This window comes from Phenylobacterium sp. (genome assembly GCF_004799515.1).
In the GTDB taxonomy this organism is placed as follows: domain Bacteria; phylum Pseudomonadota; class Alphaproteobacteria; order Caulobacterales; family Caulobacteraceae; genus Phenylobacterium.
The window spans coordinates 71,476-92,150 of the sequence record NZ_SSMX01000004.1 but is presented as its reverse complement, the minus strand read 5'-3'; the positions used below and the strand labels follow the sequence as shown (position 1 = coordinate 92,150).

The 20,675-nt window shown below is 69.0% G+C and carries 25 protein-coding genes; 13 read left to right on the top strand and 12 right to left on the bottom strand.

Going from position 1 to position 20,675, the window contains the following annotated elements; genetic code table 11:
• The first annotated feature begins 90 nt into the window (after positions 1-90).
• The 5 genes from E8A49_RS02420 (at position 91) to E8A49_RS02400 (ending at position 4,066) form a co-directional block, all read left to right on the top strand.
• Entirely contained in the window at positions 91-738 is a 648-nt protein-coding gene (locus tag E8A49_RS02420; protein WP_293375975.1) for a 50S ribosomal protein L25/general stress protein Ctc, read from the top strand.
• Between the two features lie 35 nt (positions 739-773).
• On the top strand, positions 774-1,400 hold the full coding sequence (gene pth, locus E8A49_RS02415; RefSeq protein WP_293375973.1) for an aminoacyl-tRNA hydrolase: 627 nt from the start codon (positions 774-776) through the stop codon (positions 1,398-1,400).
• Positions 1,397-2,134, top strand: a complete 738-nt coding sequence (locus tag E8A49_RS02410; protein WP_293375971.1) for a hypothetical protein — start codon at positions 1,397-1,399, stop codon at positions 2,132-2,134. Before pth ends, E8A49_RS02410 begins: the two co-directional genes overlap by 4 nt.
• A gap of 146 nt (positions 2,135-2,280) precedes the next feature.
• A complete protein-coding gene (locus E8A49_RS02405) occupies positions 2,281-2,877 on the top strand; it encodes a lipid-binding SYLF domain-containing protein (protein ID WP_293375969.1) in 597 nt (198 codons plus the stop codon).
• A gap of 283 nt (positions 2,878-3,160) precedes the next feature.
• On the top strand, positions 3,161-4,066 hold the full coding sequence (locus E8A49_RS02400; RefSeq protein ID WP_293375967.1) for an alpha/beta hydrolase: 906 nt from the start codon (positions 3,161-3,163) through the stop codon (positions 4,064-4,066).
• On the opposite strand, the gene E8A49_RS02395 is transcribed toward E8A49_RS02400, so the two are convergent.
• The 4 genes from E8A49_RS02395 to E8A49_RS02380 all read right to left on the bottom strand — a co-directional run bounded on the left by E8A49_RS02395 (position 4,063) and on the right by E8A49_RS02380 (position 6,959).
• Positions 4,063-4,485: a PPC domain-containing DNA-binding protein gene (locus E8A49_RS02395; RefSeq protein WP_293375965.1), complete on the bottom strand. Its 423-nt coding sequence runs from the start codon at positions 4,483-4,485 to the stop codon at positions 4,063-4,065. The two genes, E8A49_RS02400 and E8A49_RS02395, sit on opposite strands and share 4 nt — an antisense overlap.
• 77 nt (positions 4,486-4,562) lie before the next feature.
• Positions 4,563-5,333 (bottom strand): SDR family oxidoreductase, encoded by a 771-nt coding sequence (locus tag E8A49_RS02390; RefSeq protein ID WP_293375963.1) that lies wholly within the window; start codon positions 5,331-5,333, stop codon positions 4,563-4,565.
• A 36-nt stretch (positions 5,334-5,369) separates the two neighbouring features.
• Positions 5,370-6,209 carry an alpha/beta hydrolase gene (locus tag E8A49_RS02385; protein ID WP_293375961.1) on the bottom strand — a complete coding sequence of 280 codons (840 nt, stop codon included), beginning with the start codon at positions 6,207-6,209 and terminating at the stop codon, positions 5,370-5,372.
• A gap of 66 nt (positions 6,210-6,275) precedes the next feature.
• Positions 6,276-6,959 (bottom strand): alpha/beta hydrolase, encoded by a 684-nt coding sequence (locus E8A49_RS02380; protein ID WP_293375959.1) that lies wholly within the window; start codon positions 6,957-6,959, stop codon positions 6,276-6,278.
• 142 nt (positions 6,960-7,101) lie between these two features.
• Between E8A49_RS02380 and E8A49_RS02375 the strand changes: the two genes are divergently transcribed.
• Positions 7,102-7,731, top strand: a complete 630-nt coding sequence (locus E8A49_RS02375) for an ABATE domain-containing protein (RefSeq protein WP_293375957.1) — start codon at positions 7,102-7,104, stop codon at positions 7,729-7,731.
• A 30-nt stretch (positions 7,732-7,761) separates the two neighbouring features.
• Here the strand turns inward: E8A49_RS02375 and E8A49_RS02370 are convergent, their stop codons facing one another.
• Entirely contained in the window at positions 7,762-9,258 is a 1,497-nt protein-coding gene (locus tag E8A49_RS02370; RefSeq protein WP_293375955.1) for an alpha/beta hydrolase domain-containing protein, read from the bottom strand.
• A 143-nt stretch (positions 9,259-9,401) separates the two neighbouring features.
• On the opposite strand from E8A49_RS02370, the gene ychF reads away from it, so the two are divergent.
• The 3 genes from ychF (at position 9,402) to E8A49_RS02355 (ending at position 12,139) form a co-directional block, all read left to right on the top strand.
• Positions 9,402-10,499: a redox-regulated ATPase YchF gene (gene ychF / locus E8A49_RS02365; RefSeq protein ID WP_293375953.1), complete on the top strand. Its 1,098-nt coding sequence runs from the start codon at positions 9,402-9,404 to the stop codon at positions 10,497-10,499.
• A gap of 265 nt (positions 10,500-10,764) precedes the next feature.
• Positions 10,765-11,436 carry a dienelactone hydrolase family protein gene (locus E8A49_RS02360; RefSeq protein WP_293375951.1) on the top strand — a complete coding sequence of 224 codons (672 nt, stop codon included), beginning with the start codon at positions 10,765-10,767 and terminating at the stop codon, positions 11,434-11,436.
• 7 nt (positions 11,437-11,443) lie between these two features.
• Positions 11,444-12,139: a dienelactone hydrolase family protein gene (locus E8A49_RS02355; protein ID WP_366928774.1), complete on the top strand. Its 696-nt coding sequence runs from the start codon at positions 11,444-11,446 to the stop codon at positions 12,137-12,139.
• A 13-nt stretch (positions 12,140-12,152) separates the two neighbouring features.
• Here E8A49_RS02355 and E8A49_RS02350 read toward each other — a convergent pair whose 3' ends face one another.
• Positions 12,153-12,965: a PEPxxWA-CTERM sorting domain-containing protein gene (locus E8A49_RS02350; protein WP_293375949.1), complete on the bottom strand. Its 813-nt coding sequence runs from the start codon at positions 12,963-12,965 to the stop codon at positions 12,153-12,155.
• 287 nt (positions 12,966-13,252) lie between these two features.
• Between E8A49_RS02350 and E8A49_RS02345 the strand changes: the two genes are divergently transcribed.
• The gene (locus E8A49_RS02345; protein WP_293375947.1) at positions 13,253-13,717 is read left to right on the top strand and encodes a hypothetical protein; all 465 of its coding nucleotides are present in this window, start codon (positions 13,253-13,255) and stop codon (positions 13,715-13,717) included.
• 43 nt (positions 13,718-13,760) lie between these two features.
• Here the strand turns inward: E8A49_RS02345 and E8A49_RS02340 are convergent, their stop codons facing one another.
• Both E8A49_RS02340 and E8A49_RS02335 read right to left on the bottom strand, forming a co-directional pair.
• Positions 13,761-14,501: a PEPxxWA-CTERM sorting domain-containing protein gene (locus E8A49_RS02340; RefSeq protein ID WP_293375945.1), complete on the bottom strand. Its 741-nt coding sequence runs from the start codon at positions 14,499-14,501 to the stop codon at positions 13,761-13,763.
• Positions 14,502-14,684: 183 nt separating this feature from the next.
• Positions 14,685-15,158: a hypothetical protein gene (locus E8A49_RS02335; protein ID WP_293375943.1), complete on the bottom strand. Its 474-nt coding sequence runs from the start codon at positions 15,156-15,158 to the stop codon at positions 14,685-14,687.
• A 79-nt stretch (positions 15,159-15,237) separates the two neighbouring features.
• Between E8A49_RS02335 and E8A49_RS02330 the strand changes: the two genes are divergently transcribed.
• Entirely contained in the window at positions 15,238-16,077 is an 840-nt protein-coding gene (locus tag E8A49_RS02330) for a hypothetical protein (protein WP_293375941.1), read from the top strand.
• Between the two features lie 119 nt (positions 16,078-16,196).
• Here the strand turns inward: E8A49_RS02330 and E8A49_RS02325 are convergent, their stop codons facing one another.
• The 3 genes from E8A49_RS02325 to petA are packed head-to-tail and all read right to left on the bottom strand — an operon-like array spanning position 16,197 to position 18,937.
• Positions 16,197-17,054: a cytochrome c1 gene (locus tag E8A49_RS02325; protein WP_293375939.1), complete on the bottom strand. Its 858-nt coding sequence runs from the start codon at positions 17,052-17,054 to the stop codon at positions 16,197-16,199.
• A 5-nt stretch (positions 17,055-17,059) separates the two neighbouring features.
• Positions 17,060-18,379: a cytochrome b/b6 gene (locus tag E8A49_RS02320; RefSeq protein ID WP_293375937.1), complete on the bottom strand. Its 1,320-nt coding sequence runs from the start codon at positions 18,377-18,379 to the stop codon at positions 17,060-17,062.
• Positions 18,380-18,382: 3 nt separating this feature from the next.
• On the bottom strand, positions 18,383-18,937 hold the full coding sequence (petA, locus tag E8A49_RS02315) for a ubiquinol-cytochrome c reductase iron-sulfur subunit (protein WP_293375935.1): 555 nt from the start codon (positions 18,935-18,937) through the stop codon (positions 18,383-18,385).
• Positions 18,938-19,152: 215 nt separating this feature from the next.
• On the opposite strand from petA, the gene E8A49_RS02310 reads away from it, so the two are divergent.
• Positions 19,153-19,626 carry a tRNA (cytidine(34)-2'-O)-methyltransferase gene (locus E8A49_RS02310; protein WP_293375933.1) on the top strand — a complete coding sequence of 158 codons (474 nt, stop codon included), beginning with the start codon at positions 19,153-19,155 and terminating at the stop codon, positions 19,624-19,626.
• A 24-nt stretch (positions 19,627-19,650) separates the two neighbouring features.
• Complete coding sequence (gene hemF / locus E8A49_RS02305; protein WP_293376259.1) at positions 19,651-20,526, top strand: oxygen-dependent coproporphyrinogen oxidase; 876 nt, start codon at positions 19,651-19,653, stop codon at positions 20,524-20,526.
• Here hemF and E8A49_RS02300 read toward each other — a convergent pair.
• Positions 20,523-20,657 (bottom strand): hypothetical protein, encoded by a 135-nt coding sequence (locus E8A49_RS02300; protein WP_293375931.1) that lies wholly within the window; start codon positions 20,655-20,657, stop codon positions 20,523-20,525. The two genes, hemF and E8A49_RS02300, sit on opposite strands and share 4 nt — an antisense overlap.
• Positions 20,658-20,675 lie beyond the last annotated feature (18 nt).

The window sequence follows — 20,675 nt, the reverse complement described above, 5'->3', positions numbered from 1 at the left end:
TATCTACGCGCACCCTTTCGACCCGCTTTGGGTCGCAACTAGCGTCGCCGCGCGCCGTTCGCGCGGCGGTTTCGTTTCTGAGGCAAGGCCATGGCCGATATCGTTCTGAACGTTGAAGTGCGCGAAAAGACCGGCACCGGCGCCACGCGCGAGGTCCGCCGCGCGGGTCTGGTCCCCGGCGTCCTCTACGGCGGCGACAAGGATCCCGTCGCGATCTCGGTCAAGATGAACGAGTTCAAGAAGGCGCTCTACACCGGCAAGCTCTTGGGCCACCTGGTGACCCTGAAGTACGGCGAAGAGACCCAGCCGGTGATCGCCAAGGCCGTGGACATGCACCCGGTCAGCGACACGCCCTGGCACTTCGACCTCTACCGCGTCGACGCGCACCAGCAGATCAAGATCGAGGTGCCGCTGCACTTCCAGAACCAGGAAGCCTCGCCCGGCATCAAGCGCGGCGGCGCGCTCAACGTGGTGTTCCACTCGGTGCAGGTGGCCTGCGCCGCCGACCACATCCCCGAAGAGCTGGTGTTCGACCTGACCGGCCTCGAGATCGGCGACTCGATCCGCGTCTCCGACCTGAAGCTGCCGGCCAACGTCGAAGCGGCGATCCCGGCCGAGACGGTGCTCGCCACCATCTCCGGCGTGTCGTCGCAGACCGAGGAAGATGAAGCGGCCGACGCCGCGGTCGCCGAGGTCGCCGCCGCTGAATCCGCGGCGGAAGAAGGCGGCGAGGCTTAAGCTTCGCCCGCCGCCCCGGCGGTTCGGGGGGCCAGATGCTGCTGATCGCGGGCCTCGGCAATCCGGGGCCGACCTACGCCAAGACGCGCCACAACATCGGCTTCATGGCCGTGGACGAGATCGCGCGCCGCTGGGGCTTCGGGCCGTTCCGCTCGCGCTTCTCCGGCTTCGCCGCCGAGGGCGCCATCGAGACGCCGGCGGGGTCTGTGAAGACCCTGATCCTCAAGCCGCAGACCTTCTACAACGAGAGCGGCCGCGCGGTGGGCGAGGCGCTGAAGTTCTTCAAGACCGAGCCCGAGAACCTGGTGGTCTTCTACGACGAGATCGACCTGGCCCCCGGCCGTTTCCGGATGAAGGCGGGCGGCGGGGCGGCCGGCAACAACGGCGTGCGCTCGATCGTGAGCCAGGTCGGCCCCTACTTCCGCCGCGCGCGGCTGGGCACCGGCCATCCGGGCGACAAGGAGCTGGTGCACGGCCATGTGCTCTCGGAGTTCCATAAGGCCGAGCTGAAGTGGGTCGAGCCGCTGATCGCCGCCTGCGCTGACGCCGCGCCCCTGCTGGCGGCCGGCGAGGATGAGAAGTACCAGACCGAGGTCATGCGCCTCGCGCCCGCCGAGAAGGTCGATCCGCGCAAGGCGGCCCGCGAGGGCGACCGCCCGTGATCCTCAGCCTCATCCTGACCTACGGCGTGGCCCTGCTGCTGTGCTGGCACGTGGTGCGCACCGGGCGCGACACCTTCTGGATCTGGATCGTGCTGATGGCCCCGGGGATCGGCAGCGTGATCTACATCGCGATGTTCGTGATCCCGGACCTCTTCCGCGGCAAAACGGCCCGCAATGTCGCCAAGGTCGCCCGCGAGACGCTGGACCCGCACCGCGAGTACCGCGAGGCCAAGATCGCCTGCCAGGAGACGCCCACGGTGCGCAACCAGTCGCGCCTGGCCGCCGCCGCCGCGAGCCTGGGCCACCACGCCGAGGCCGAGGCGCTCTGGCGCGCCGCCGCCCATGGCGTGCATGCCGACGATCCGGTGCTGCTGCTGGGTTTGGCCAATGCGCTCCTGGAGCTCAACCGGCCCGCCGACGCGCTGACGGTGCTCGAGAAGCTGGGCGAGGACGAGGCGCACGGGCGCACGCCGCCCTCGGCCCTGTCGCTCGGCCGCGCCTACGAGGCCCTGGGCCGGCTCGACGAGGCCGACCGCGCCTATCAGTGGGCCGCCGAGCGGATGCCGGGCTTCGAGGCGCTGGGCCGCTACGCCGCGTTCATGGCCCGCCACGGCCGGAGGGACGAGGCCCGCGAGCTTGTGGTCGAGATGGATAAGCGCCTGGTGAAGCTGAAAGGGCCGTTCCGCAAGGAGGCTCAGATGTGGCGGGACTTCGCGGCGGGGGCGCTGCGGTAGGGAGCGTCGGGGGCGAGGCTTCGAGTTCCAGGAGAGGAGCAGGCCTAGCCAGTCCGATCTGCCGGCGTCCGATGAACGCGTGAAGCAAACGCAAAACGAAAAAGCCCCGGCTGGCATGCAACGGACGTCGCGCCCCGGCGTTCAGCTTGAGCATTCAGATATCCTGGACAGGGGCCACCATGCACTTCACCCGCCGCACCTTCACCGTCACCAGCCTGGCGCTCGCCGGGACCGTCGGTCCTCTGGGCCTGACCGCCGCCTATGCGGACGACCGCGAAAAGCTCGTCGCGCGGGGCCGTGCGTCCCTGCAGGAACTGGCCAGCAGCGAGCCGCGCTCGCGCCGCTTCGCCCGCGACGCCAAGGCCACGCTGGTGTTCCCGTCGATCCTCAAGGCCGGCTTCGTGTTCGGCGGCGAGACCGGCAACGGCGTCCTGTTCGAAGGCGGCAAGCCCACGGGCTTCTACAATCTGACGGGCGGTTCCTGGGGGCTGCAGATCGGCGGCCAGGACTTCGCCTACGCCCTGTTCTTCATGACCCCGAAGTCGCTGGACTATCTGCGGAAGAGCGACGGCTGGTCCGCCGGCACGGGCCCGAGCGTCACGGTCATCAACAAGAGCGGCGCGGCCGAGGCCGACAGCACCACCCTGACACATGACGTCTACGCCTTCCCCTTCAACGGCAAGGGCCTGATGGCCGACTTGACGCTGCAAGGCACCAAGATCTCGCGCATCCACCCGAAGTAGCAGTTCAGCCGCCCGCCCTTTCGGCGGGCCGTGCGTGCGACCGCCGGCCGGAAAAGCTCGTTGACTTGCGAACTACAAGTGTAATCTCCTAGCCGGGGTAAGCTGTGGTGTCGCTGGGGGCGCAATGGGCTGGCTGTCGACTCGTCGCTGCGGCCGAAGCGGGCTAAACCTTGGGCGAGCGGCCGGGCTGGCTGGGGCGGCCCTCCTGGCGTTCGCCATCGCCGCAACCGCGTCCAGCGCCGCCACACTCGACCCGCGACTGCTGCGGAAGACCTTCATCGACATGGGCGGCGGGCGTCGGATCCACGCCCTTTGCCTGGGGCGCGGCTCCCCCACCGTGCTGTTCGAGCCGGGCGGAGAGGGCTCGATGCTGAGTTGGCAGAAGGTGCAGCCGGCGATCACCGGCCTGACCCGCACCTGCTTCTACGATCGGGCCGGCATGGGCTTCAGCGATCCGCCGACCAAGCCGATCACCGCGGTCAACGTCACGGACGAGATGCGGGCCGTCCTCGGAAAGCTCCGCGTGAAGGGGCCCGTGGTGATCGTCGGCCATTCCATCGGCGGCTTCTACGCCACGGTGTTCACCGACCGCTTTCCGAAGCGCGTCGCCGGCTTGGTGCTGATCGAGCCTGGCTTCTCCAATCAGGTGAATCCGCGTCCGCCTGAGAGCCTGGAGATCGACAAGGCGCATATCCGCGCGGGCGACGCCCGCGAGCTGGCGTGCGCGGGCCAGGCCCGGGCCGGCAAGCTGCCGTTCAAAGACAATGGCTGCATGGAATATCCGCCGCCGCACACGGCGGCGGAGACCGCCTACCTGACCTACATCGTCACCCATCCCTATTGGTATGAAGCCGAATACGACCAGTCGCGGCACTACTTCGTCGCCGACCGGGGGCCGAGCTTCGACACGCTCGAGGAGTGGAAGGTGCGCCGCGATTTCGGCGACCTGCCGATGATTGTGCTCTCGGCCTCTGACCCGCCGACGCGGCCCTGGAACAGCCAGCCGGCGCAGGATCAGCAGCGCGAGGACTGGCAGGCTGGCCACCGGGCGCTTGCCGCGCGCTCCGCCGTGGGCCAGTGGCGGCTTGTCTCCAACTCGGATCACTTCGTCCAACTCAGCCAGCCGGAGCCGGTCATCGAAGCCGTACGCGAGGTGCTTGAGGCTGCGAGGCGAAAACCCCCGGCCTAGTCCCCGTCGAACGACCGTGGCTGAATGCTGAGCTCGCCGTAGCCTGTGGCCGGGTCCACGGGCCGGCGGAACTCGACCTCGGTCAGCTCGCCGATAACCAGCTCCGCGGTGGTGTGCACGATGCAGCCGGAGACCAGGTGTCCGCCGACGCAGGCGCCGTCGCGCCGGGCGAGGCTGATGTGGATGTGCAGGCCGTCCGCGCTGAGGGTGCCGGCCAGGGACACGATCTCCGTGGGCTCGTCGAACGTCGCGAAGCGCTCCGGCTCTCCGGCCGCGCCGGGCATCCGCAGGCGCGCGCGGGACAGGCTTCCGACACCGGACAGGATGCAGCCGGCGCGAAGCGCGTGCGCCTCGGTGAGGCGCTGCAGCGCCTGCTTCAGGTCGGCCCCGGGCGTTAGGCGGACGGCGTGCGTGCGCATGGCTTCGACCTATGGCGCCAGGCGGGCGGCGAAGGAAGCTTGGGCTGGGGACGGCCAGCCGTCGCTGAGAGGCCCACTTAGATCGACTTCACCTCGCCGCCATCCATCCGTAGGGCCGAGCCGGTCATCCACTTCGCGCCCGGCGAGACCAGGAAGGCCATCAGTTCGGCGATCTCCTCCGGCGCGCCGTAGCGGGCGATGCCGGCTTCCTCGGGGAACTTGGCGGCGGCCTCTTCCACCGTCATGCCGTGCAGCGGGGCCCAGTGCTCCAGATAGGACTGGCGGCGCCCGGTCATGACCGGGCCGGGCAGCACGCTGTTGACCTGGACGCCGTCGGCGATCCCGCGGTCGGAGAAGGCCTTGGCCAGGGCCACGATCGCCGCATTGATCGTGCCGACCGCCGCATAGGGCGCCTTGGGGAAGACCGCGGAGTTGCCGGACATCAGCACCACCGAGCCCTTGGCCGCCTTCAGCAATGGCCAAGCGGCGACGGTCAGGCGGCGGGCGCCGTGCAGCTTCAGCGCCAAGCCGCCGTCCCACTGGGCGTCGGTCATCTCGAAGAGGTCGATCTGCGGCACGGCGCCGGCGATGTTGAGCAGGGCGTCGATGCGGCCGAACGCCGAGACCGTCTCATCGACCACCCGCTGCGCCGCCGCCGGCTCGCCCAGGTCGGCGGCGATGACCAGCGCCTCGGCGCCGGCCTCACGGACCAGCTGGGCCGTCTCGTCGAGGTTCTCGCGGCCGCGCGCCACGAGGACCAGGGCGGAGAAATCCCGGGCCAGCCGCACCGCTGTCGCGCGCCCGATGCCCTGGCTGGCCCCGGTCACGATCGCCACGGTCTTGGTCATCTCCATCTCCTTCGTCTCAGGTGAGGCCGGCGAGGGTCAGCCGAACACGCCGCGGATCGCCTCGGCGATGTCCGCCGCATGGGTCTCCAGCGCGAAGTGGCCGGTGTCGAAGAAACGCACCTGGGCGTCGGGGAGGTCGCGCTTGAAGGCCTCGGCGCCCGGCGGCAGGAAGAACGGGTCGTTGCGGCCCCACACCGCCAGGACGCGTGGCTTGTGGGTGCGGAAGTAGGCCTGGAAGGCCGGGTAGAGCGCGACGTTGCTCTTGTAGTCCCCGAACAGGTCCAGCTGGACGTCGTCGGCGCCGGGCCGGCCGAGGTAGTGGACGTCAAGCGTGTAGCCGTCCGGCGACACCGCGGCCGGGTCCACCACGCCGTGGGTGTACTGCCAGCGGGTGGTGTCCAGGGTCAGCATGCTGCGCAGCGCCTCGCGGTTGGCGGGCGACGGATCCTGCCAATAGGCGCGAATCGGGTTCCAGCCGTCGCTCAAGCCCTCGACGTAGGCGTTGCCGTTCTGGGAGACGATGCCGGTGATCCGCTCGGGATGGCGGATGGCCAGGCGGAAGCCCGTGGGCGCGCCGTAGTCGAACACATAGACGGTGAAGCGGTCGAAGCCGACGATCTCGGTCAAGCGCTCGATGGTGTCGGCGATGGAGTCGAAGGTGTTGGCCTTGGGGCCGTCCGACTGGCCGAAGCCCGGCAGGTCGGGGGCCACGATGTGGAAGCGGTCGGCCAGGAGGGGGATGAGGTCCCGGAACATGTGGCTGGAGCTGGGGAAGCCGTGCAGCAGCAGGAGCTTCGGCGCGCCGGGCGCGCCGGCCTCGCGGTAGAAGACCTTCAGGCCGTCGACGTCGGCGGTGCGGTAAGCGATCGAAACCATGATGTTTCTCCTTTGAGGGTGGACCGGTCGTAACCGGAATAAGCTGTACTGTAGGGTGTCGGGCGGTCAGGCGTGGACGGCGTCGAGGATCACCTGCGCCACCAGGTCGGGATGCGCCGCCAGCGGGGTGTGGTCGACGGGATGGGCGACAGTCCGCGCGCCCATGCGCTCGGCCATGAACCTCTGGTTCGCCGCGAGGATCATCCGGTCCTCCTCGGCCACCAGGAACCAGCTCGGCGTGTCCCGCCAGCGCGGCCGGCCGATCGGAACCGTGATGCAGGCAGGCGAGACCGGCCGCTGCACGGCGGCGAAGACGGCTTGGTCGCTCTCCGAGGCCTGCGGGGCGAAGGCGCCCGCGAACGCCTCTTCGGGGAGCCAGATCAGGCCGTCGGCGTCGGGCGCCAGCTTCGGCGCCAGGGGATGCGGCGCGCCGCGGTAGAAGACGTCGGCGACCGTCTCACCCTCGTCGGGCGCCAGGGCCGCTACATAGACCAGCGCCTTGATGCGCTCCGAGCGGCTCGCGCCGACGACGGCGCCGGCATAGGCGTGGCCCACCAGAACGACCGGACCCGCGGCCCGCGCGACCGTGCGGTCGAGCGCGGCGACGTCGTCGGCGAAGGTGGTCAGGGGCAGGGGCGCGGCGACGGCCCGTTGGCCCTTCTCGCGCAGCCGCTCGATCACCCGCGCCCAGCTCGAGCCATCGGCCCAGGCCCCGTGGGCGAGCACGACTGTGAGAGGTTCGGTGTCCATATCGCGGTCCTCCGTCGTCCGGGTTTCGTCTTTTCGGAAACCTGTCTGCGTTGTCCGGAGGGGTTACGCCTCGGTGTGTAACTTGTCAACTGGCATTTTAGGGGTTACTTGATGATTGTGAAGCTGCCTGGAGCGAACCGCTGTGCCATCGAACCCGCCCGCCATGTTCATCGCCGACACGCGGGGCCTCGATTTCCTGAACTCGATCGCCACGCCGGTCGACACGCCCGTCGACTGGATCGATGATGGCCGCGGCCTCGTGGACTGGCTGAAGCAGGCCAGTCTTGCGCCGGTCGAGGCGCTGGACGAGATCGTTCCGCGGGCGCTGCCCGGCGAGCTGGACCGCGTGGCCGACCAGGCGCGCGACCTGCGCGAATGGTTCCGGGGCTTCGTGCGCGGCCACATGGGCCGTCCGCTTGGGGCGCAGGCGCTGGCCGAGCTCGGCCCGCTCAACCGGTTGCTGGCGCGCGACGAGGCCTACGGCCGGCTCGTGCTGCACGGCCACGGCCATGATCACGACGATGGCCACCTCGTCTTCGAGACGACCCGCCGCTGGCGGTCGCCGGAGGCCCTGCTGCTGCCGATCGGCGAGGCGATGGCCCGGGTGGTGGTCGAGGAGGACTTCGCCCAGGTGAAGGCGTGCGAGGGCCACAACTGCACGCTGATCTTCGCCGACCACACGCGCGGCCGCGCGCGGCGCTGGTGCAGCATGGGCGTGTGCGGCAACCGCGCCAAGGTCGCGGCCCACCGCAGCCGCAAGGCGGCGGGCTAGGCGGCCGCGATAGCCCAGCCCGCCCGCGCCTCAGGCCCCCGGCCAGCCCGCCGCGGCGAGGGCGCGGATCTCCGCCTGGTCGGCGGGCAGGATGAAGCCGCCCTTCACGGCGTTCGACAGCGAGGCGTCGAACCTCTTCAGATAGTCGGCCTTGCCGCCCGGATAGAGCCTGGCCAGCGTTGGCGCGTCGAACGGTATCGTCGAGCCGACCAGGAAGCCGTACGGGCCGCCCGAGTTGCCGGCGCCGGAGAGCTTGGCGGTGGGGGCGTCCACCCAGGGGGTGCGGATGCCGCCCTTGGCCTCGCCCTCCTCGTCCAACACCAGCTTGGGCGCCTGGCCGGCGGTGTCGGACATGGCGAGCTCCAGGCGCGGGGCCTTGGGCGGGGCGCGGCCGGTGCGCACCCAGCGGTCGAGCCCCGCGAGCGCGGCCATGGCCACATAGTGGTGCTGCGGCCCGGAATTGATCGGGTGGGCCATCTTGGCGCCGAACAGGGCGTCGTTCGGCTTCCAGGCCTCGGCGAGCTTGGCGATGGGCGCGGAGCCGTCGTCGTAGTTGCCGACGAAGAACATGTAGTTGTCCACGTGGGACGTCCCCGGCATCTCCCAGATGCGGAGCTTGTCGTTGTCCGGCTGTTGGGCCGCCCAGAAGCCCGATAGGCCCGAGCCGATCAGGTCGGTCTCGGAGATCAGCGTCATGACCGGCACGCGCAGGTCGGGCCGCATCTTGACGCCCTGCGCCCCGCGGGTGTTCGGCCCCGTCCGCATGGAGGCGGTCTCCGGCGGCGGCGCGCCTCCGAAACGGGAGTGGATGTAGAAGCCGTCGTAGACGCGGGCGATGGGGTCGATGGCGTCGACGTAGGTGGTCATGAACACCGCCGACTGGGATTCGCCGGTGGCGAGCACGTGCAGCGGCTTCAGCGGGCCCATCACCTGGCCGGTCTTCACCGCCTGGCCGGCCTGGGAGAAGATGTCGAAGGAGAAGTTGTCGCCGGGGTGGACGAGCCCGCCATAGCGCGTCGGGTTGACCTTCTTCAGCGGCATGCCGGGCCCGGCGATGCCCTGGCCGCCCTCGACGCCCACCTTCTGGGCCGAGACGCCGACGTAGGCCATGCCGGCGCGCAGCATCTCGCGGTGGCTGTAGGTCCAGTCCGGGCCGGCATCGAGGCCGCCGGTGACGTTCAGCCATTCGACCGCGACCGTGCCGCTGAACCTTTTCGGATCCGCCGGGCGGACCACCACGATGCGGGTGGCGTAGGGCGCGGTGTCGGCAGGCCTGGCGGTCCAGGCGCCGTCGGCGGTGGGCTCGCCGGTCAGCTTGTAGGACGTCGCGGTCCCGGAGACGATGTACTCCTCGACCACATAGCCCAGCGCCTTCAGGTCGAAGGCGCCCAGCCCCAGGAAGGGCGAGCCCGGGCCGGTGATCAGCTTCGTCTGCGGTTGCGCCGCCGCGGCCAGCGCGGGCTGCGCCAGCCCCAGGCTCAAGCCCGCCAGCACAGCCGCGACGGCCGCCTTCCATCCCTTGCTCATGTCGTCCCCGCCCGTTTCTTTGAGCCTGGCGCGCGGCGGATCGCCGACGCGGCTCTTGCCCACGAGCCTAGGCCCGACCCGCGCGCTGTGCTAGGTCGCCCGACCGTCCGCCTCTTCGATCCGAACGACCTCCGAAAGACGCCATGGCCCTGAAAGTCGCCATCGTCGGCCTGCCCAACGTGGGCAAGTCGACCCTGTTCAACGCGCTGACCCAGACTGCGTCGGCCCAGGCCGCGAACTATCCGTTCTGCACCATCGAGCCGAACACCGGCGACGTGGCCGTGCCGGAGCCGCGTCTGGATAAGCTGGCGGAGATCGCCGGCTCCAAGGAGATCATCCCGGCGCGGATCAACTTCGTGGACGTGGCCGGCCTGGTGCGCGGCGCCTCGAAGGGCGAGGGCCTTGGCAACCAGTTCCTGGCCAACATCCGCGACTGCGACGCGGTGGCCTTCGTCGCCCGCTGCTTCGAGGACGACGACATCACCCACGTGGAAGGCAAGGTCGACCCGATCGCCGACCTGGAGACCATCGAGATCGAGCTGATGCTGGCCGACCTCGAAAGCCTGGAAAAGCGGGTGGTCAACCTGGAGAAGCGCGCCAAGGCCGGCGATAAGGAGAGCGCGCTGACGCTCAAGCTGGTCAACCTGGCGCTGGCCGAGCTGAAGGAGGGCCGCCCGGCCCGCAAGGCTGTCGTCGCCGCGGAGGACGAGAAGGCCTGGCGGATGCTGCAGCTGCTGACCTCCAAGCCCGCGCTCTATGTGGCCAATGTCGACGAGGCCTCGGCGGCGGAGGGCAACGACATGTCCCGCGCCGTGGCCGAGCGGGCCAAGCGCGACGGCGCCGACACGGTGGCGATCTCCGCCCAGATCGAGAGCGAGATCGCCATGCTCGACGCCGGCGAGCGGCAGGAGTTCCTGGAGACCCTGGGCCTCGCCGAACCCGGCCTGAACAAACTGATCCGCGAGGCCTATCACCTCTTGGGCCTGCAGACCTATTTCACCGCCGGGCCGAAGGAGGCGCGGGCCTGGACGATCCACAAGGGCGACACCGCCCCGCAGGCCGCTGGAGTCATCCACACCGACTTCGAGAAGGGTTTCATCCGTGCCGAGACGATCGCCTATGACGACTACGTCCGCCTGAAGGGCGAGGCGGGCGCCCGCGACGCTGGCAAGCTGCGCCAGGAAGGCAAGGAGTACGTCGTCCGCGACGGCGACGTGATGAACTTCCGCTTCAACGTCTAGGCGCGCCCGCTAGACCCGGATGCGGGGCGTCAGGCTGCGCGCCAGCGAGCGGGCCAGGGGCGACTGCAACAGCCACTCACCGCCCGGCAGCTGGTCGGGGCCAAGGTTGCGCACCAGGCGGCCTGAAGGACCTGACGCAGCACCGCTTTTGCACAACTATCAGATGGTCGAATCGGCACTTATAGGTTGTATGTCTCCCGCATATTGACAACCGGCCGGCGCTGGGCGAACGCCAGCGCCGGCAGCTTACCAGGGGAGATTGCAGGTGGCCGAGACGATCAAGATCGCGGGCGCGGATGGCTTCGAGTTCTCAGCCTATCACGAGCCGTCGTTCACGCCGCGCAAGGGCGGGGTGATCGTGATCCAGGAGATCTTCGGCATCGACCAGCACGTCCGCGCCGACGTCGATCGCTGGGCCAAGATGGGCTATGAGGCCATCGCGCCCTCGATGTTCGACCGCCGCGATCCGGGCTTCATCGCCCTTCACGACGAGGCGGGCATGAAGGCCGGCGTCGCCCACCTGATGGCCACGCCGATGGAGCAGGCCCTGGGCGACATCGCCGCCTGCGCGGCCTTCCTGCGCACGCGGGGCTCGAAGGTCTGCGTGGTGGGCTATTGCTACGGCGGATCGCTGGCCTGGCTGGCGGCCGCCAAGGTGGAGGGCCTGGCGGCGGCGTCGAGCTATTACGGCAGCATGGTGCAGGCCAATGCGGCGCTGCCGCTGAAGTGCCCGGCCATCGTCCACCTGGGCCGCACCGACGGCCACATCCCCGCCGACGAGGTCGCCGCCGCAGTGGCGCAGCACCATCCGAAGGTCCCGGTCTATATCTACGAGGGCGCCGGCCACGGCTTCAACAACGAGAGCCCCGAGCGCTACAACGCCGAGGCCGCCGACCTGGCGCGCCACCGGACCCTCGAGCTGTTCGACAAGGCTTGAGCCGCAGGTGGGCGAGATCCTTCGCCTGACGAGCGCGCCCCTTGAAGGGGATGGGGACCGCTTCGCGTACGAGGCCTTCCACGAGCCGGCGCGCGAGGCGCGGCGCGGCGGGCTGGTCGTCCTGCACGCCATCTGGGGGGTGACGCCGCACCTGCGCGAACTGGCCGGCGACTATGCGGACATCGGTTACGAGGTCCTGGTCCCCAGCCTGTTCGGTCGCTTCCAGCGCGGGTTCGCCGACGCCAATTCCGAACCGGCGCTGATGGCGCGGCAGATGGGCTTCGCCGAGGCGACGCACTGGGGCGCCGATGTGCTGGATGCGGTTCAGGCGGCCATCGACGCGCTGGAGGGGCCGGTGTTCGTCATGGGCTTCTGCTTCGGCGGCACGACGGCCTGGCTGGCGGCCCAGCGCTGCCACGGGATCGCGGCGGTGGCGTCCTTCTACGGCGGCCAGATCGTCGACCACCTGCAGCCCGCGCCCGCGGTCCCGACCATCCTACACCTGGGCAAGACGGACGAACTGATCCCGCCGGACGCGGTCGAGGCGATCCGCGCGGCGCACCCGGAGCTGCCCGTCTACATGTACGAGGCCGGCCACGCCTTCGTGGCGCCGAACGGCTTCCACGAGGACTCGGCGCGGCTGGCGAAGCTGCGGACCCTGGCGCATTTCAGCCGGAACAGCGGGGTGCGCGGGGAGAGCTAGGCGGACCGTCCCCTCAGGCCGCGACCGCCGCCAGAGTCCTGCGCGCGCGCAGGACCGCGCCCAGGCCGCCGAAACCCACGATCATCAGGGCCCAGCTCGCCGGCTCCGGCACACCGCCGCTGGTGATCTGCCAGTCGAAAGCCCCGTCCATCGAGCCTGAGAATTCTCGGGAACAGCAGCCCTCGATGTTGGGATTGCCGTCGAGGGCGACGTAGTAGAATTGGCCCTTCGTCAGGGTCTCGGTCACCACGCCGGAGGTCGTCGGGTCGCCGGCGAACTGCGAGGTGGTGAGGTCCGGACCGACGGAGACGCCGTTGAAGTCGATAGCCCAGCCGAACAGGCCTTCCGTCGTTCCCGTCGCGGTGACGTTATAGGTCATCTGGAACACGCCGTTGGCGGTGGCCTGGAAGGCGTAGGTCCAGTCGGAGCCGCTGCCCGGACGGTTGTAGTCGACGTCGGCCCCGCTGCTGAGCGGTGCGTCGTCCTTCACGTTGAAGTTCCAGCCGTAGTTGGTGAAGTTCACCGCCCCCGAATTGGCCGACGCCCAGGTCGCCTGGGCGGTCCCGAAGGCCGACACCCGCTCGTTGTGGTCTTCGTAAATGCCGGCGTTGGCCACGGCGTTGGCGGCGACGTTGAGGGTCGCCGGCAGGCTCGTCCAGCTCTGGCTGTCCATGCTGGTCACAGTCGGGCCGCTGTGGGTGTAGGCGTTGGCGACGATGTTGAGGTCGCCACTGATCGCGGTCGTAGCGGCCGCGGGCTGAGCGACGAGCGCCGCGGCCGACGCAGAGGCCGCGGCGAGAAGAAGGGTGGCGGAGGTAACGCGCATTCCGGTGGCTCCCAGGTCTCGAGCCCCCTGGGGACCCGGTGTGGCCGGGAAGGAGCGCTGATTGTGGAACAGCCGCAAACGCTTGCACCCAGGCTGCGAGGAACGTGCGGAGGATGCGAGGAACGTGCGTCTCATGCGAAGCTGAGCCATGGGTCGGGCCGCCGGCAAAGTCTTCCGCGGGGGTCCGGCAAATCCTGCCGTCTGGACAATCCAAGGCTTTGGCCCAGCTGGCTTTTTTGGTGGCGCAGCTCTTGCAGCGCCACCCCGGAATCGTGGGGGAGAGTCATATGCAGGTGGGATCGTCGGCCGGCATGTCGCCGCAGCTGCAGGCGCTCGGAAGCGCCGCGCTGAACAAGTATCAGAGCGGCGGCGACTTCAGCTTCACCGTCGACGACGGCGGCGGCGACCAGCTTTCGGGAAACACCCAGTCCGGCTCGCTGATCGCGGTCGGCACGATATCGCCCAACGGCCAGATGGACCCGTTCTCTCCGGCTCAGGTCCAGAGCGAAGAGAACATGGTCGCCAACATGGGCCAGGCCTCCTTCGCCGACTCCCTGCAGAACTTCCTGACGCTGGCCCAGGCGGGCAGCCCGAACGGCCAGGTCGCCGCGTCCTCCTACTCCGATCAGCAGCAGTTCACCGGGGACAACGGCTTGGTGTCCGCCTACTTCAACACGAGCTTTTCCCTTGACCCGGCGGGCGGCGGTGAGCCCGGTTCGTCACCGACCTCGACGCAGTCGATCAAGGTCTAGCCGCCCGAAGGCGGCCGCCGCGTCTACCTCCGGCGCCGTCCCTTCAGGCGGCGACCGCCGTAAGCCTCCGCCGCGAGCGCAGGAGCGCGCCCACGCCGCCGAAGCCAACGATCATCAGGGCCCAGGTCGCGGGCTCCGGCACCCCGCCGGCCGGCGGCGGCGCGATCACCACGCCCGTCGAGTCCGCTCCGAGGGTCAAGGACAGGAAGGCCCCGGTGTGGTCGCGGTCGGCATAGAACACCTCGATGGTGTGGGAGCCGGCGGACAGCATCGGCGAGGTGAAATCGACGTTGGTCACGCCGTGGACGCCGGGATTGTCGCCGAACAGCGTCCCATCCACGTAGATGAAGGAGTCGTCGTCCGAGCCCAGCTCGAAGTCCACCGTGCCCGCCGAGGCGAGACTGAAGTTCCCCTTGAAGATGGCTGTTTCGTAGACGGCGGAGTCGTTCGAGCCGGTGCTGTTCGGCGCATACATGTTGCTGGAATAGGGCAGCGAGATCGTGCCGCCGCCGGTGGAATGCACGTCGCTGTTGAGCGACGGGTCCCACCAGGTGAGGACCCCGTGACTGATGTCGTTCACGCCGCCGGTGGCGGTGGGCATGCCATCGAACCCCAGCGTGTTTCCGATCCCGGTGGGCGTGGTGAAGGCGCCGGTGTCGACGTCGGTGACCGCGAGTTCGAAATACTGCGCCGACAGCGTCGCGGTCAGGGCGTGCGCCGCCTGGGCGCTCATCAAGGACATCGTCACGGCGACGCCGGACATCAGCTTGGTCAATGGCTTCATGGTCGTTCCCCAGCAGCGTCTCGCCGCGGCGGTTCTGCCCCGGCATCCGATGATCGTTCGCAACCCTAGGCGTCGACGAGCGGGGCCGGCTATTGCCTATATAGGCAATGTATCTGATTTTATTGGAGATTTACTCGCTTCCCAGGCGAATGGCCGGCGGTCGTCGAGCGCCGGGCCGCGGGATCAGGTCCGCTCGACGATCCGGTCGCGCACCTCCGGCGTCTGCTCCAGGAAGCGGACCAGGATGGCCTGGGCGGCCAGGATGCCGATGCCGGCGGCATAGGCGGAGAAGACATTGGCGCCCACCTGGCCGGCGCGGGCGGCGCGGTTGACCTCTTCCCAGATGAACAGGCCCGCGCCGAGCAGCAGGGCCACGCCCACCACCACCGAGGCCGGCGTCTGGCCGAACCCCGCCTGGAAGCTCATCCAGACATACTTGGCGAGCCAGCGCTTCACCGGGGCGATCAAGAGCGGCAGGGCGAGCGAGAAGCCGAGGTAGGCGGCGGGCCAGAGCAGGGTCCAGCGGGCGACCATGGCCGGCCCGCCCGGCAGGCGGCCCAGCGCATTGATGGCGGCGGCGGCATAGATCAGGCAGGCGGCCGCGACCGTCAGATCCTGCATCCGTTTGAAGTTCCGCCAGGCGGGGATGAAGCCCATGGGGCAATGTTAGGCGCGGCATGGGGCAGGCGTAAGGCGCGGCGTCGCCGAGGGCCGGGGCTTGAGGCTATGCTGGGCCGTGATCCGTCCCGCGACTCGCCTCGCCCTGACTGCAGCGGCCCTCGCCGCGACCGCCGGCGCGGCCCAGGCGGGCGCCGCGCCGTGCTGGTTCGAGAACAATGTCGTGGTGGTGAGCGGCGAGGTGATGGGGGTCATCGGCGACTTCGTGCTGGACACCGCCACGCCGCAGACCGTGCTCGCCGACAGCGAGGCGCAAGCCGTGGGCATCTGGGACACCAGGCTCTCGGGCGAGGTCTGGCTGGCGGGCGTGCTGGCCCGGCGCAAGACCGCGACGGTCGAGACCCTCGACCTCAGGACCGGGGCCCTGCCGACCGTGGTCTCGGGCGTCATCGGGGCCGACGTGCTGAAGGACTATGTGCTGGATGTGAGCTTCCAGCCCTGCCGCATCCGGCTGAGCGCGCCCGGCAAGGCCCCGCCATTCCGGGCCAGGGCGCGCCTGCCCATGACCTGGGTCGCCGGGCGGCCGGTGGTCGGCGCCAGCGTCGCCGACGGGCCGCGCGCCTTCTCCGGCGCCTTCGCCCCAGCCATCGGGGCCGACACAGCGATCCGGTTTAGCGACACGCTCGCCCACGCGCCGGGCGCGGCCAAGCCAAAGGAGCTCTACCCCTACGGCGTGCTCAGGCCGAAGCTGCGGGCGCTGTCGTTGGCGGGCGTGCTCTGGGAGAACCTGCCGGCGGGCCTGGTGAAGGCCGAGGATCCCGGCCTCGCTGGCCAGATCGGCACGCCGGTCCTGGCCCGCTACCGCCTGCGCTTCGACTTCCCGCGCGGCGAACTCCTGATGGCGCCCGCGGCGGACACCCCCAAACGAGAAGGGCCCCGGCGTAAGCCGAGGCCCTGATCTGATTTCCTCTCCCTCGCGAAGCGAGAGGGAGAGGGCAGGGAGAGGACCAGCGGCGCGGCCTACCCTCTCCTTGATCCTCCCCCTCTGTCGCTTACGCTCCGGGGAGAGGAGGCCGCCTAGTGGGCGACGTTCTTCCAGATCTTGCGGTAGCTCGCATAGAGCAGGCCGGAGAAGATCAGCAGGTAGATCATGGCGCCGAAGCCGAAGGACTTGCGCTCCTCCATCTTGGGCTCGGAGGCCCAGGTCAGGAAGGCGGCGACGTCGCGGGCCTCGTCGGCGATCTTGTTGGGCGAGCCGTCGTCGAAGGTGACCTTGCCGTCGGTGAGCGGCGGCGGCATGCCGATGGAGCCGCCTTCCGGAACCTTGTCCGCCGGGCCGCTCCAGTTCCCCGTCAGGTCCCCCGGATAGTAGGGGTTGTAGTATTTGCCCGCCGGCATCGTCAGGCCGGCCGGCGGGGTCTTGAAGCCGCTCAGCAGCGAATAGATGTAGTTCGGGCCGCCTTCGCGGGCCTTGGCCATCACCGACAAGTCGGGCGGCAGGCTGCCGCCGTTGGAGGCGCGGGCGGCGTATTCGTTGGGGAACGGCGCCGGGAACTTATCGGCCGGCATGGCGGGCCGGGAGATCGGATCGCCCGTGTCGGTGTCGATGTCCTTGACCTGGATGTCATGGGCCAGGGACTTCACCACCGGGTTGTCGTTCGGGTTCGGGTACTTCGGGTCGTAGAACGGCCCGCCCTTCTGGCCCAGGTTGCGGAAGTACATCAGGTTCATCGAGTGGCAGGCCGAACAGACCTCCCGATAGACCTTGTAGCCCCGTTGCAGCTGGGCTTTGTCGAACTTGCCGAACGGGCCGTCGAAGCTCCAGGCGAGCTCCTTCGGTTCGGCGTTGGTGGTGGCGGCGGACGCCTGGCCCGCCAGGGAGCCGGCCAGGACAGCGAGCCCGAGCGCCGCGACCGCGAAACCTTTGCGCAGCATCAAGCTCAACCCCTCTTTTCAGGCGACGCCGTCGCGCCGGCCGGCGCGGAGGCGGGATGCGACAGGACCGGCGAGGAGATCGACTCCGGCACCGGCAGGGGCGTCTCAGTCAGCCCCAGCAAGGGCGTGATCACCCAGAAGTAGGCGAAGTAGTAGAGAGCGCCGATCCGCGACAGCCAAGTGTAGCTGTTGATGTTGGAGTCCAGCAGCTGCAGGCCCGAGACCCGCGGGATCACCATGTCGTCCGGGGCGTGGGCGCCGCAGAGGCCCAGCACCAGGCAGGCGAAGATGAAGATGAAATAGTAGAGCCGGGCGGTCGGGCGGTAGCGCATGGAGCGCACCTTCGAGGTGTCCAGCCACGGCAGCACAAACAGGGTCGCGATGGCGCCGAACATCGCCAGCACGCCCATCAGCTTGTTCGGGAGCGCCCGCAGGATCGCGTAGAACGGCAGGAGGTACCATTCGGGCACGATGTGCTGCGGCGTCTGCAGCGGGTTGGCTGGCACGTAGTTGATCGCGTCGCCCAGCACGTTGGGCATATAGAACACGAACACCGCGTACATGATCAGGAACAGCGACATCGCGAAGCCGTCCTTCACCGTGTAGTACGGGTGGAAGGGCACGGTGTCCGTCTCGGACTTCACGTTCACGCCGGTCGGGTTGTTGTTCCCCGGCACGTGCAGCGCCCAGATGTGCAGGCCGACGACGCCGGCGATCACGAACGGCAGCAGGTAGTGCAGCGAGAAGAAGCGGTTCAGCGTGGGATCGTCCACCGCGAAGCCGCCCCACAGCCAGGTGGTGATGGCGTTGCCGACCACCGGGAAGGCGCCCAGGAGGTTGGTGATCACCACCGCCCCGTGGAAGCTCATCTGGCCCCAGGGCAGGACGTAGCCAAAGAAGCCGGTCATCACCATCAGGAGGTAGATGACGCAGCCCAGGATCCACAGCACCTCGCGCGGCGCCTTGTAGGAGCCGTAGTAGAGGTTGCGGAACATGTGGATGTAGACCGCCAGGAAGAACATCGAGGCGCCGTTGGCGTGGGTGTAGCGGATCAGCCAGCCGTAGTTCACGTCGCGCATGATCCGCTCGACGGAGTTGAAGGCGTAATCCACATGCGGGACGTAATGCATCGCCAGGATGATGCCCGTGACGATCTGCACGCCCAGCATCATCGCCAGCACGCCGCCGAAGGTCCACCAGTAGTTGAGGTTCTTCGGGGTCGGGAAGGTGACGATGGTGTCGTTGGCGAACCGGATGATCGGCAGCCGCGTGTCGAGCCAGCGCTCGAAGCCGGTTTTCGGCTCGTAGGTCGAATGTCCGCTCATCCGTCAGCCCACCTTGATCTTGGTGTCGGAGAGGAAGCTGTAGTCTGGCACCGCCAGGTTCAGCGGGGCGGGGCCCTTACGAATGCGGCCCGAGGTGTCGTAGACCGAGCCGTGGCACGGGCAGAGCCAGCCGCCGTACTCGCCCTGGCGGAAGTTCGGCACGCAGCCCAGATGGGTGCAGACGCCGATCAGGACCAGGTACTGGGCCTTGCCGGGCTTGTGGCGGCTCTCGTCGGTGGCCGGGTCGCGCAGGTCGGCGTGGTCGTCCTTGATCGCCGCCTCGATTTCCTTGGCCGTGCGGTAGCGGACGAACAGCGGCTTGCCGCGCCACTTCACCACCACCTGCTGGCCCTCGACGACCTTGGAGAGGTCGAACTCGATGGAGGCCAGCGCGAGCGTGTCGCCGGCCGGGTTCATCTGGTCGATGAACGGCCAGGCGAGACCGCCGACCAGGCCCACCGCGGCCACGCCGGCGGCGATGTGGATAAAGTCGCGACGGTTCGGATCATCACCCGAAACATGCGGATCGGGACTTGCGCCCGCGACGGTGTCGGCCACCTAAAGCTACCCTTCGTTGCGAGGTCCTGAGGACATCAGGACCTTCGTCGTCTTTGGACCCAACCAGAGGCTCTGGTAAGGGCCTAAAAATCACGGCAGGCCAGCAGAGAACGCACCTATCCGAAACGCTCGCCAGAAACGCCCCCGAGGAGGCGCAAGGTCGCTTTCGTGATTCGTCGCTCAGCCCGGCCTAAACCCGTCGCGGATCGCTTAGAATGCGTTTGGCCCTTTTTCAACCGGACATTCCGCAAAACCTCGGCGCCGCACTTAGGCTGGGGGCTTGTCTGGCGACTCCGGTGGACGTGATCGAGCCCTGCGGCTTCCCCTTGTCGGACGCCGGCGTGCGCCGCGCGGCCATGGATTACGGCGCCCTCGCCGACCTCACCCGCCATGCGTCGTGGTCGGAATTCCTGGCCGCGCCACAGCGGGCGGAGGGCCGGCTGATCCTCTTCACCACCAGGGGCGCGGAGCCCCTGCACGGCTTCGAATTTTTGCCCGGCGACACCCTCCTGTTCGGCCGCGAAAGCGCCGGCGCGCCGAGCGAGGTGCATGCGGCGGCCGATCGGCGGCTGTTCATTCCCCTGGCGCCCGGCGCCCGCTCCCTGAACCTCACGGTGAGCGCCGCGATCGCGCTGTCCGAGGCTTTGCGCCAGATCAATGCCTTTCCAACGGGGGCGCCCTCAGTCTAGCAAACAGCCATGTCGACCGAGCCCATCACCCTGCCGCCCGAAATCCTCGCCCGCCGCGACCGCGCCAAGGCCTGGTTCGAGGGCCTGCAGACCCGCATCATCGCCGAGTTGGAGCGGCTGGAGGACGAGGCGCCGGAGGAGCTCTATCCCGATCCGCCCGGCCGCTTCGACCTGCGCCCCTGGACGCGGGAGACCGGGGTCGGCGGCGGGATCGGCGGGCATTTCCGCGGCCGGCTGTTCGAGAAGGCCGGCGTCCACACCTCGGCGGCCATGGCGCGTTTCTCGCCGGAGATGGCCAAGACCATGCCGGGCGCGGAGCAGGACCCCTCCTACGTCTCGGCCTCGATCAGCCTGATCGTCCATCCGCGCAGCCCGCGCGTGCCCACCGTGCACATGAACACCCGCTTCCTGTCGACGGCGGAGAGCTGGTTCGGCGGCGGTGCGGACCTGACGCCCATGCTGGCCGAGCAGCGCAGCCAGGAAGCCGACGACGCGGTCCTGTTCCACAAGGCCATGCAGGACGCCTGCGACCCCTTCGACCCGGATTGGTATCTGAAGTTCAAGGCCTGGTGCGACGAGTACTTCTACCTGCCGCACCGGGGCGAGACGCGCGGGGTGGGCGGCATCTTCTACGACCGGCTCGACACCGGCGATTTCGAGCGCGACTTCGCGTTCACCCGCGCGGTGGGCGAAGCTTTCCTGGCGGTCTATCCGAAGATCGTGCGCCACCGAATGGACGAGCCCTGGGGCGAGGACGAGCGGGCCGAACAGCTGGTCCGCCGCGGGCGCTATGTGGAGTTCAACCTGCTCTACGACCGCGGCACCATGTTCGGCCTGAAGGCCGGCGGCAACATCGAGACGATCCTGTCTTCCATGCCGCCGCTGGTGGCGTGGAGCTAGGTCAAAGCGCTCCAGGCGTTGGCGATCAGGGCCATGAGGCCGGGGCCCTGCGCCTGAAACTGGGCGCCCAGGCCCAGGGCGAGCGCGGCCGCGCCGCTGCTCAGCACGATCAGAAGTTTTAAAGGCGCCATGGCGATACCCGGGGGCTG

What these genes read in the sequence shown, in the direction of transcription:
- E8A49_RS02420 (WP_293375975.1), top strand. Translation starts at nt 91, where the DNA reads ATGGCCGATATCGTTCTGAACGTTGAAGTGCGCGAAAAGACCGGCACC.
- pth (WP_293375973.1), top strand. Translation starts at nt 774, where the DNA reads ATGCTGCTGATCGCGGGCCTCGGCAATCCGGGGCCGACCTACGCCAAG.
- E8A49_RS02400 (WP_293375967.1), top strand. Translation starts at nt 3,161, where the DNA reads ATGGGCGGCGGGCGTCGGATCCACGCCCTTTGCCTGGGGCGCGGCTCC.
- E8A49_RS02395 (WP_293375965.1), bottom strand. Translation starts at nt 4,485, where the DNA reads ATGCGCACGCACGCCGTCCGCCTAACGCCCGGGGCCGACCTGAAGCAG.
- E8A49_RS02390 (WP_293375963.1), bottom strand. Translation starts at nt 5,333, where the DNA reads ATGACCAAGACCGTGGCGATCGTGACCGGGGCCAGCCAGGGCATCGGG.
- E8A49_RS02385 (WP_293375961.1), bottom strand. Translation starts at nt 6,209, where the DNA reads ATGGTTTCGATCGCTTACCGCACCGCCGACGTCGACGGCCTGAAGGTC.
- E8A49_RS02380 (WP_293375959.1), bottom strand. Translation starts at nt 6,959, where the DNA reads ATGGACACCGAACCTCTCACAGTCGTGCTCGCCCACGGGGCCTGGGCC.
- E8A49_RS02370 (WP_293375955.1), bottom strand. Translation starts at nt 9,258, where the DNA reads ATGAGCAAGGGATGGAAGGCGGCCGTCGCGGCTGTGCTGGCGGGCTTG.
- ychF (WP_293375953.1), top strand. Translation starts at nt 9,402, where the DNA reads ATGGCCCTGAAAGTCGCCATCGTCGGCCTGCCCAACGTGGGCAAGTCG.
- E8A49_RS02350 (WP_293375949.1), bottom strand. Translation starts at nt 12,965, where the DNA reads ATGCGCGTTACCTCCGCCACCCTTCTTCTCGCCGCGGCCTCTGCGTCG.
- E8A49_RS02345 (WP_293375947.1), top strand. Translation starts at nt 13,253, where the DNA reads ATGCAGGTGGGATCGTCGGCCGGCATGTCGCCGCAGCTGCAGGCGCTC.
- E8A49_RS02340 (WP_293375945.1), bottom strand. Translation starts at nt 14,501, where the DNA reads ATGAAGCCATTGACCAAGCTGATGTCCGGCGTCGCCGTGACGATGTCC.
- E8A49_RS02335 (WP_293375943.1), bottom strand. Translation starts at nt 15,158, where the DNA reads ATGGGCTTCATCCCCGCCTGGCGGAACTTCAAACGGATGCAGGATCTG.
- E8A49_RS02325 (WP_293375939.1), bottom strand. Translation starts at nt 17,054, where the DNA reads ATGCTGCGCAAAGGTTTCGCGGTCGCGGCGCTCGGGCTCGCTGTCCTG.
- E8A49_RS02320 (WP_293375937.1), bottom strand. Translation starts at nt 18,379, where the DNA reads ATGAGCGGACATTCGACCTACGAGCCGAAAACCGGCTTCGAGCGCTGG.
- E8A49_RS02310 (WP_293375933.1), top strand. Translation starts at nt 19,153, where the DNA reads ATGCGTTTGGCCCTTTTTCAACCGGACATTCCGCAAAACCTCGGCGCC.
- E8A49_RS02300 (WP_293375931.1), bottom strand. Translation starts at nt 20,657, where the DNA reads ATGGCGCCTTTAAAACTTCTGATCGTGCTGAGCAGCGGCGCGGCCGCG.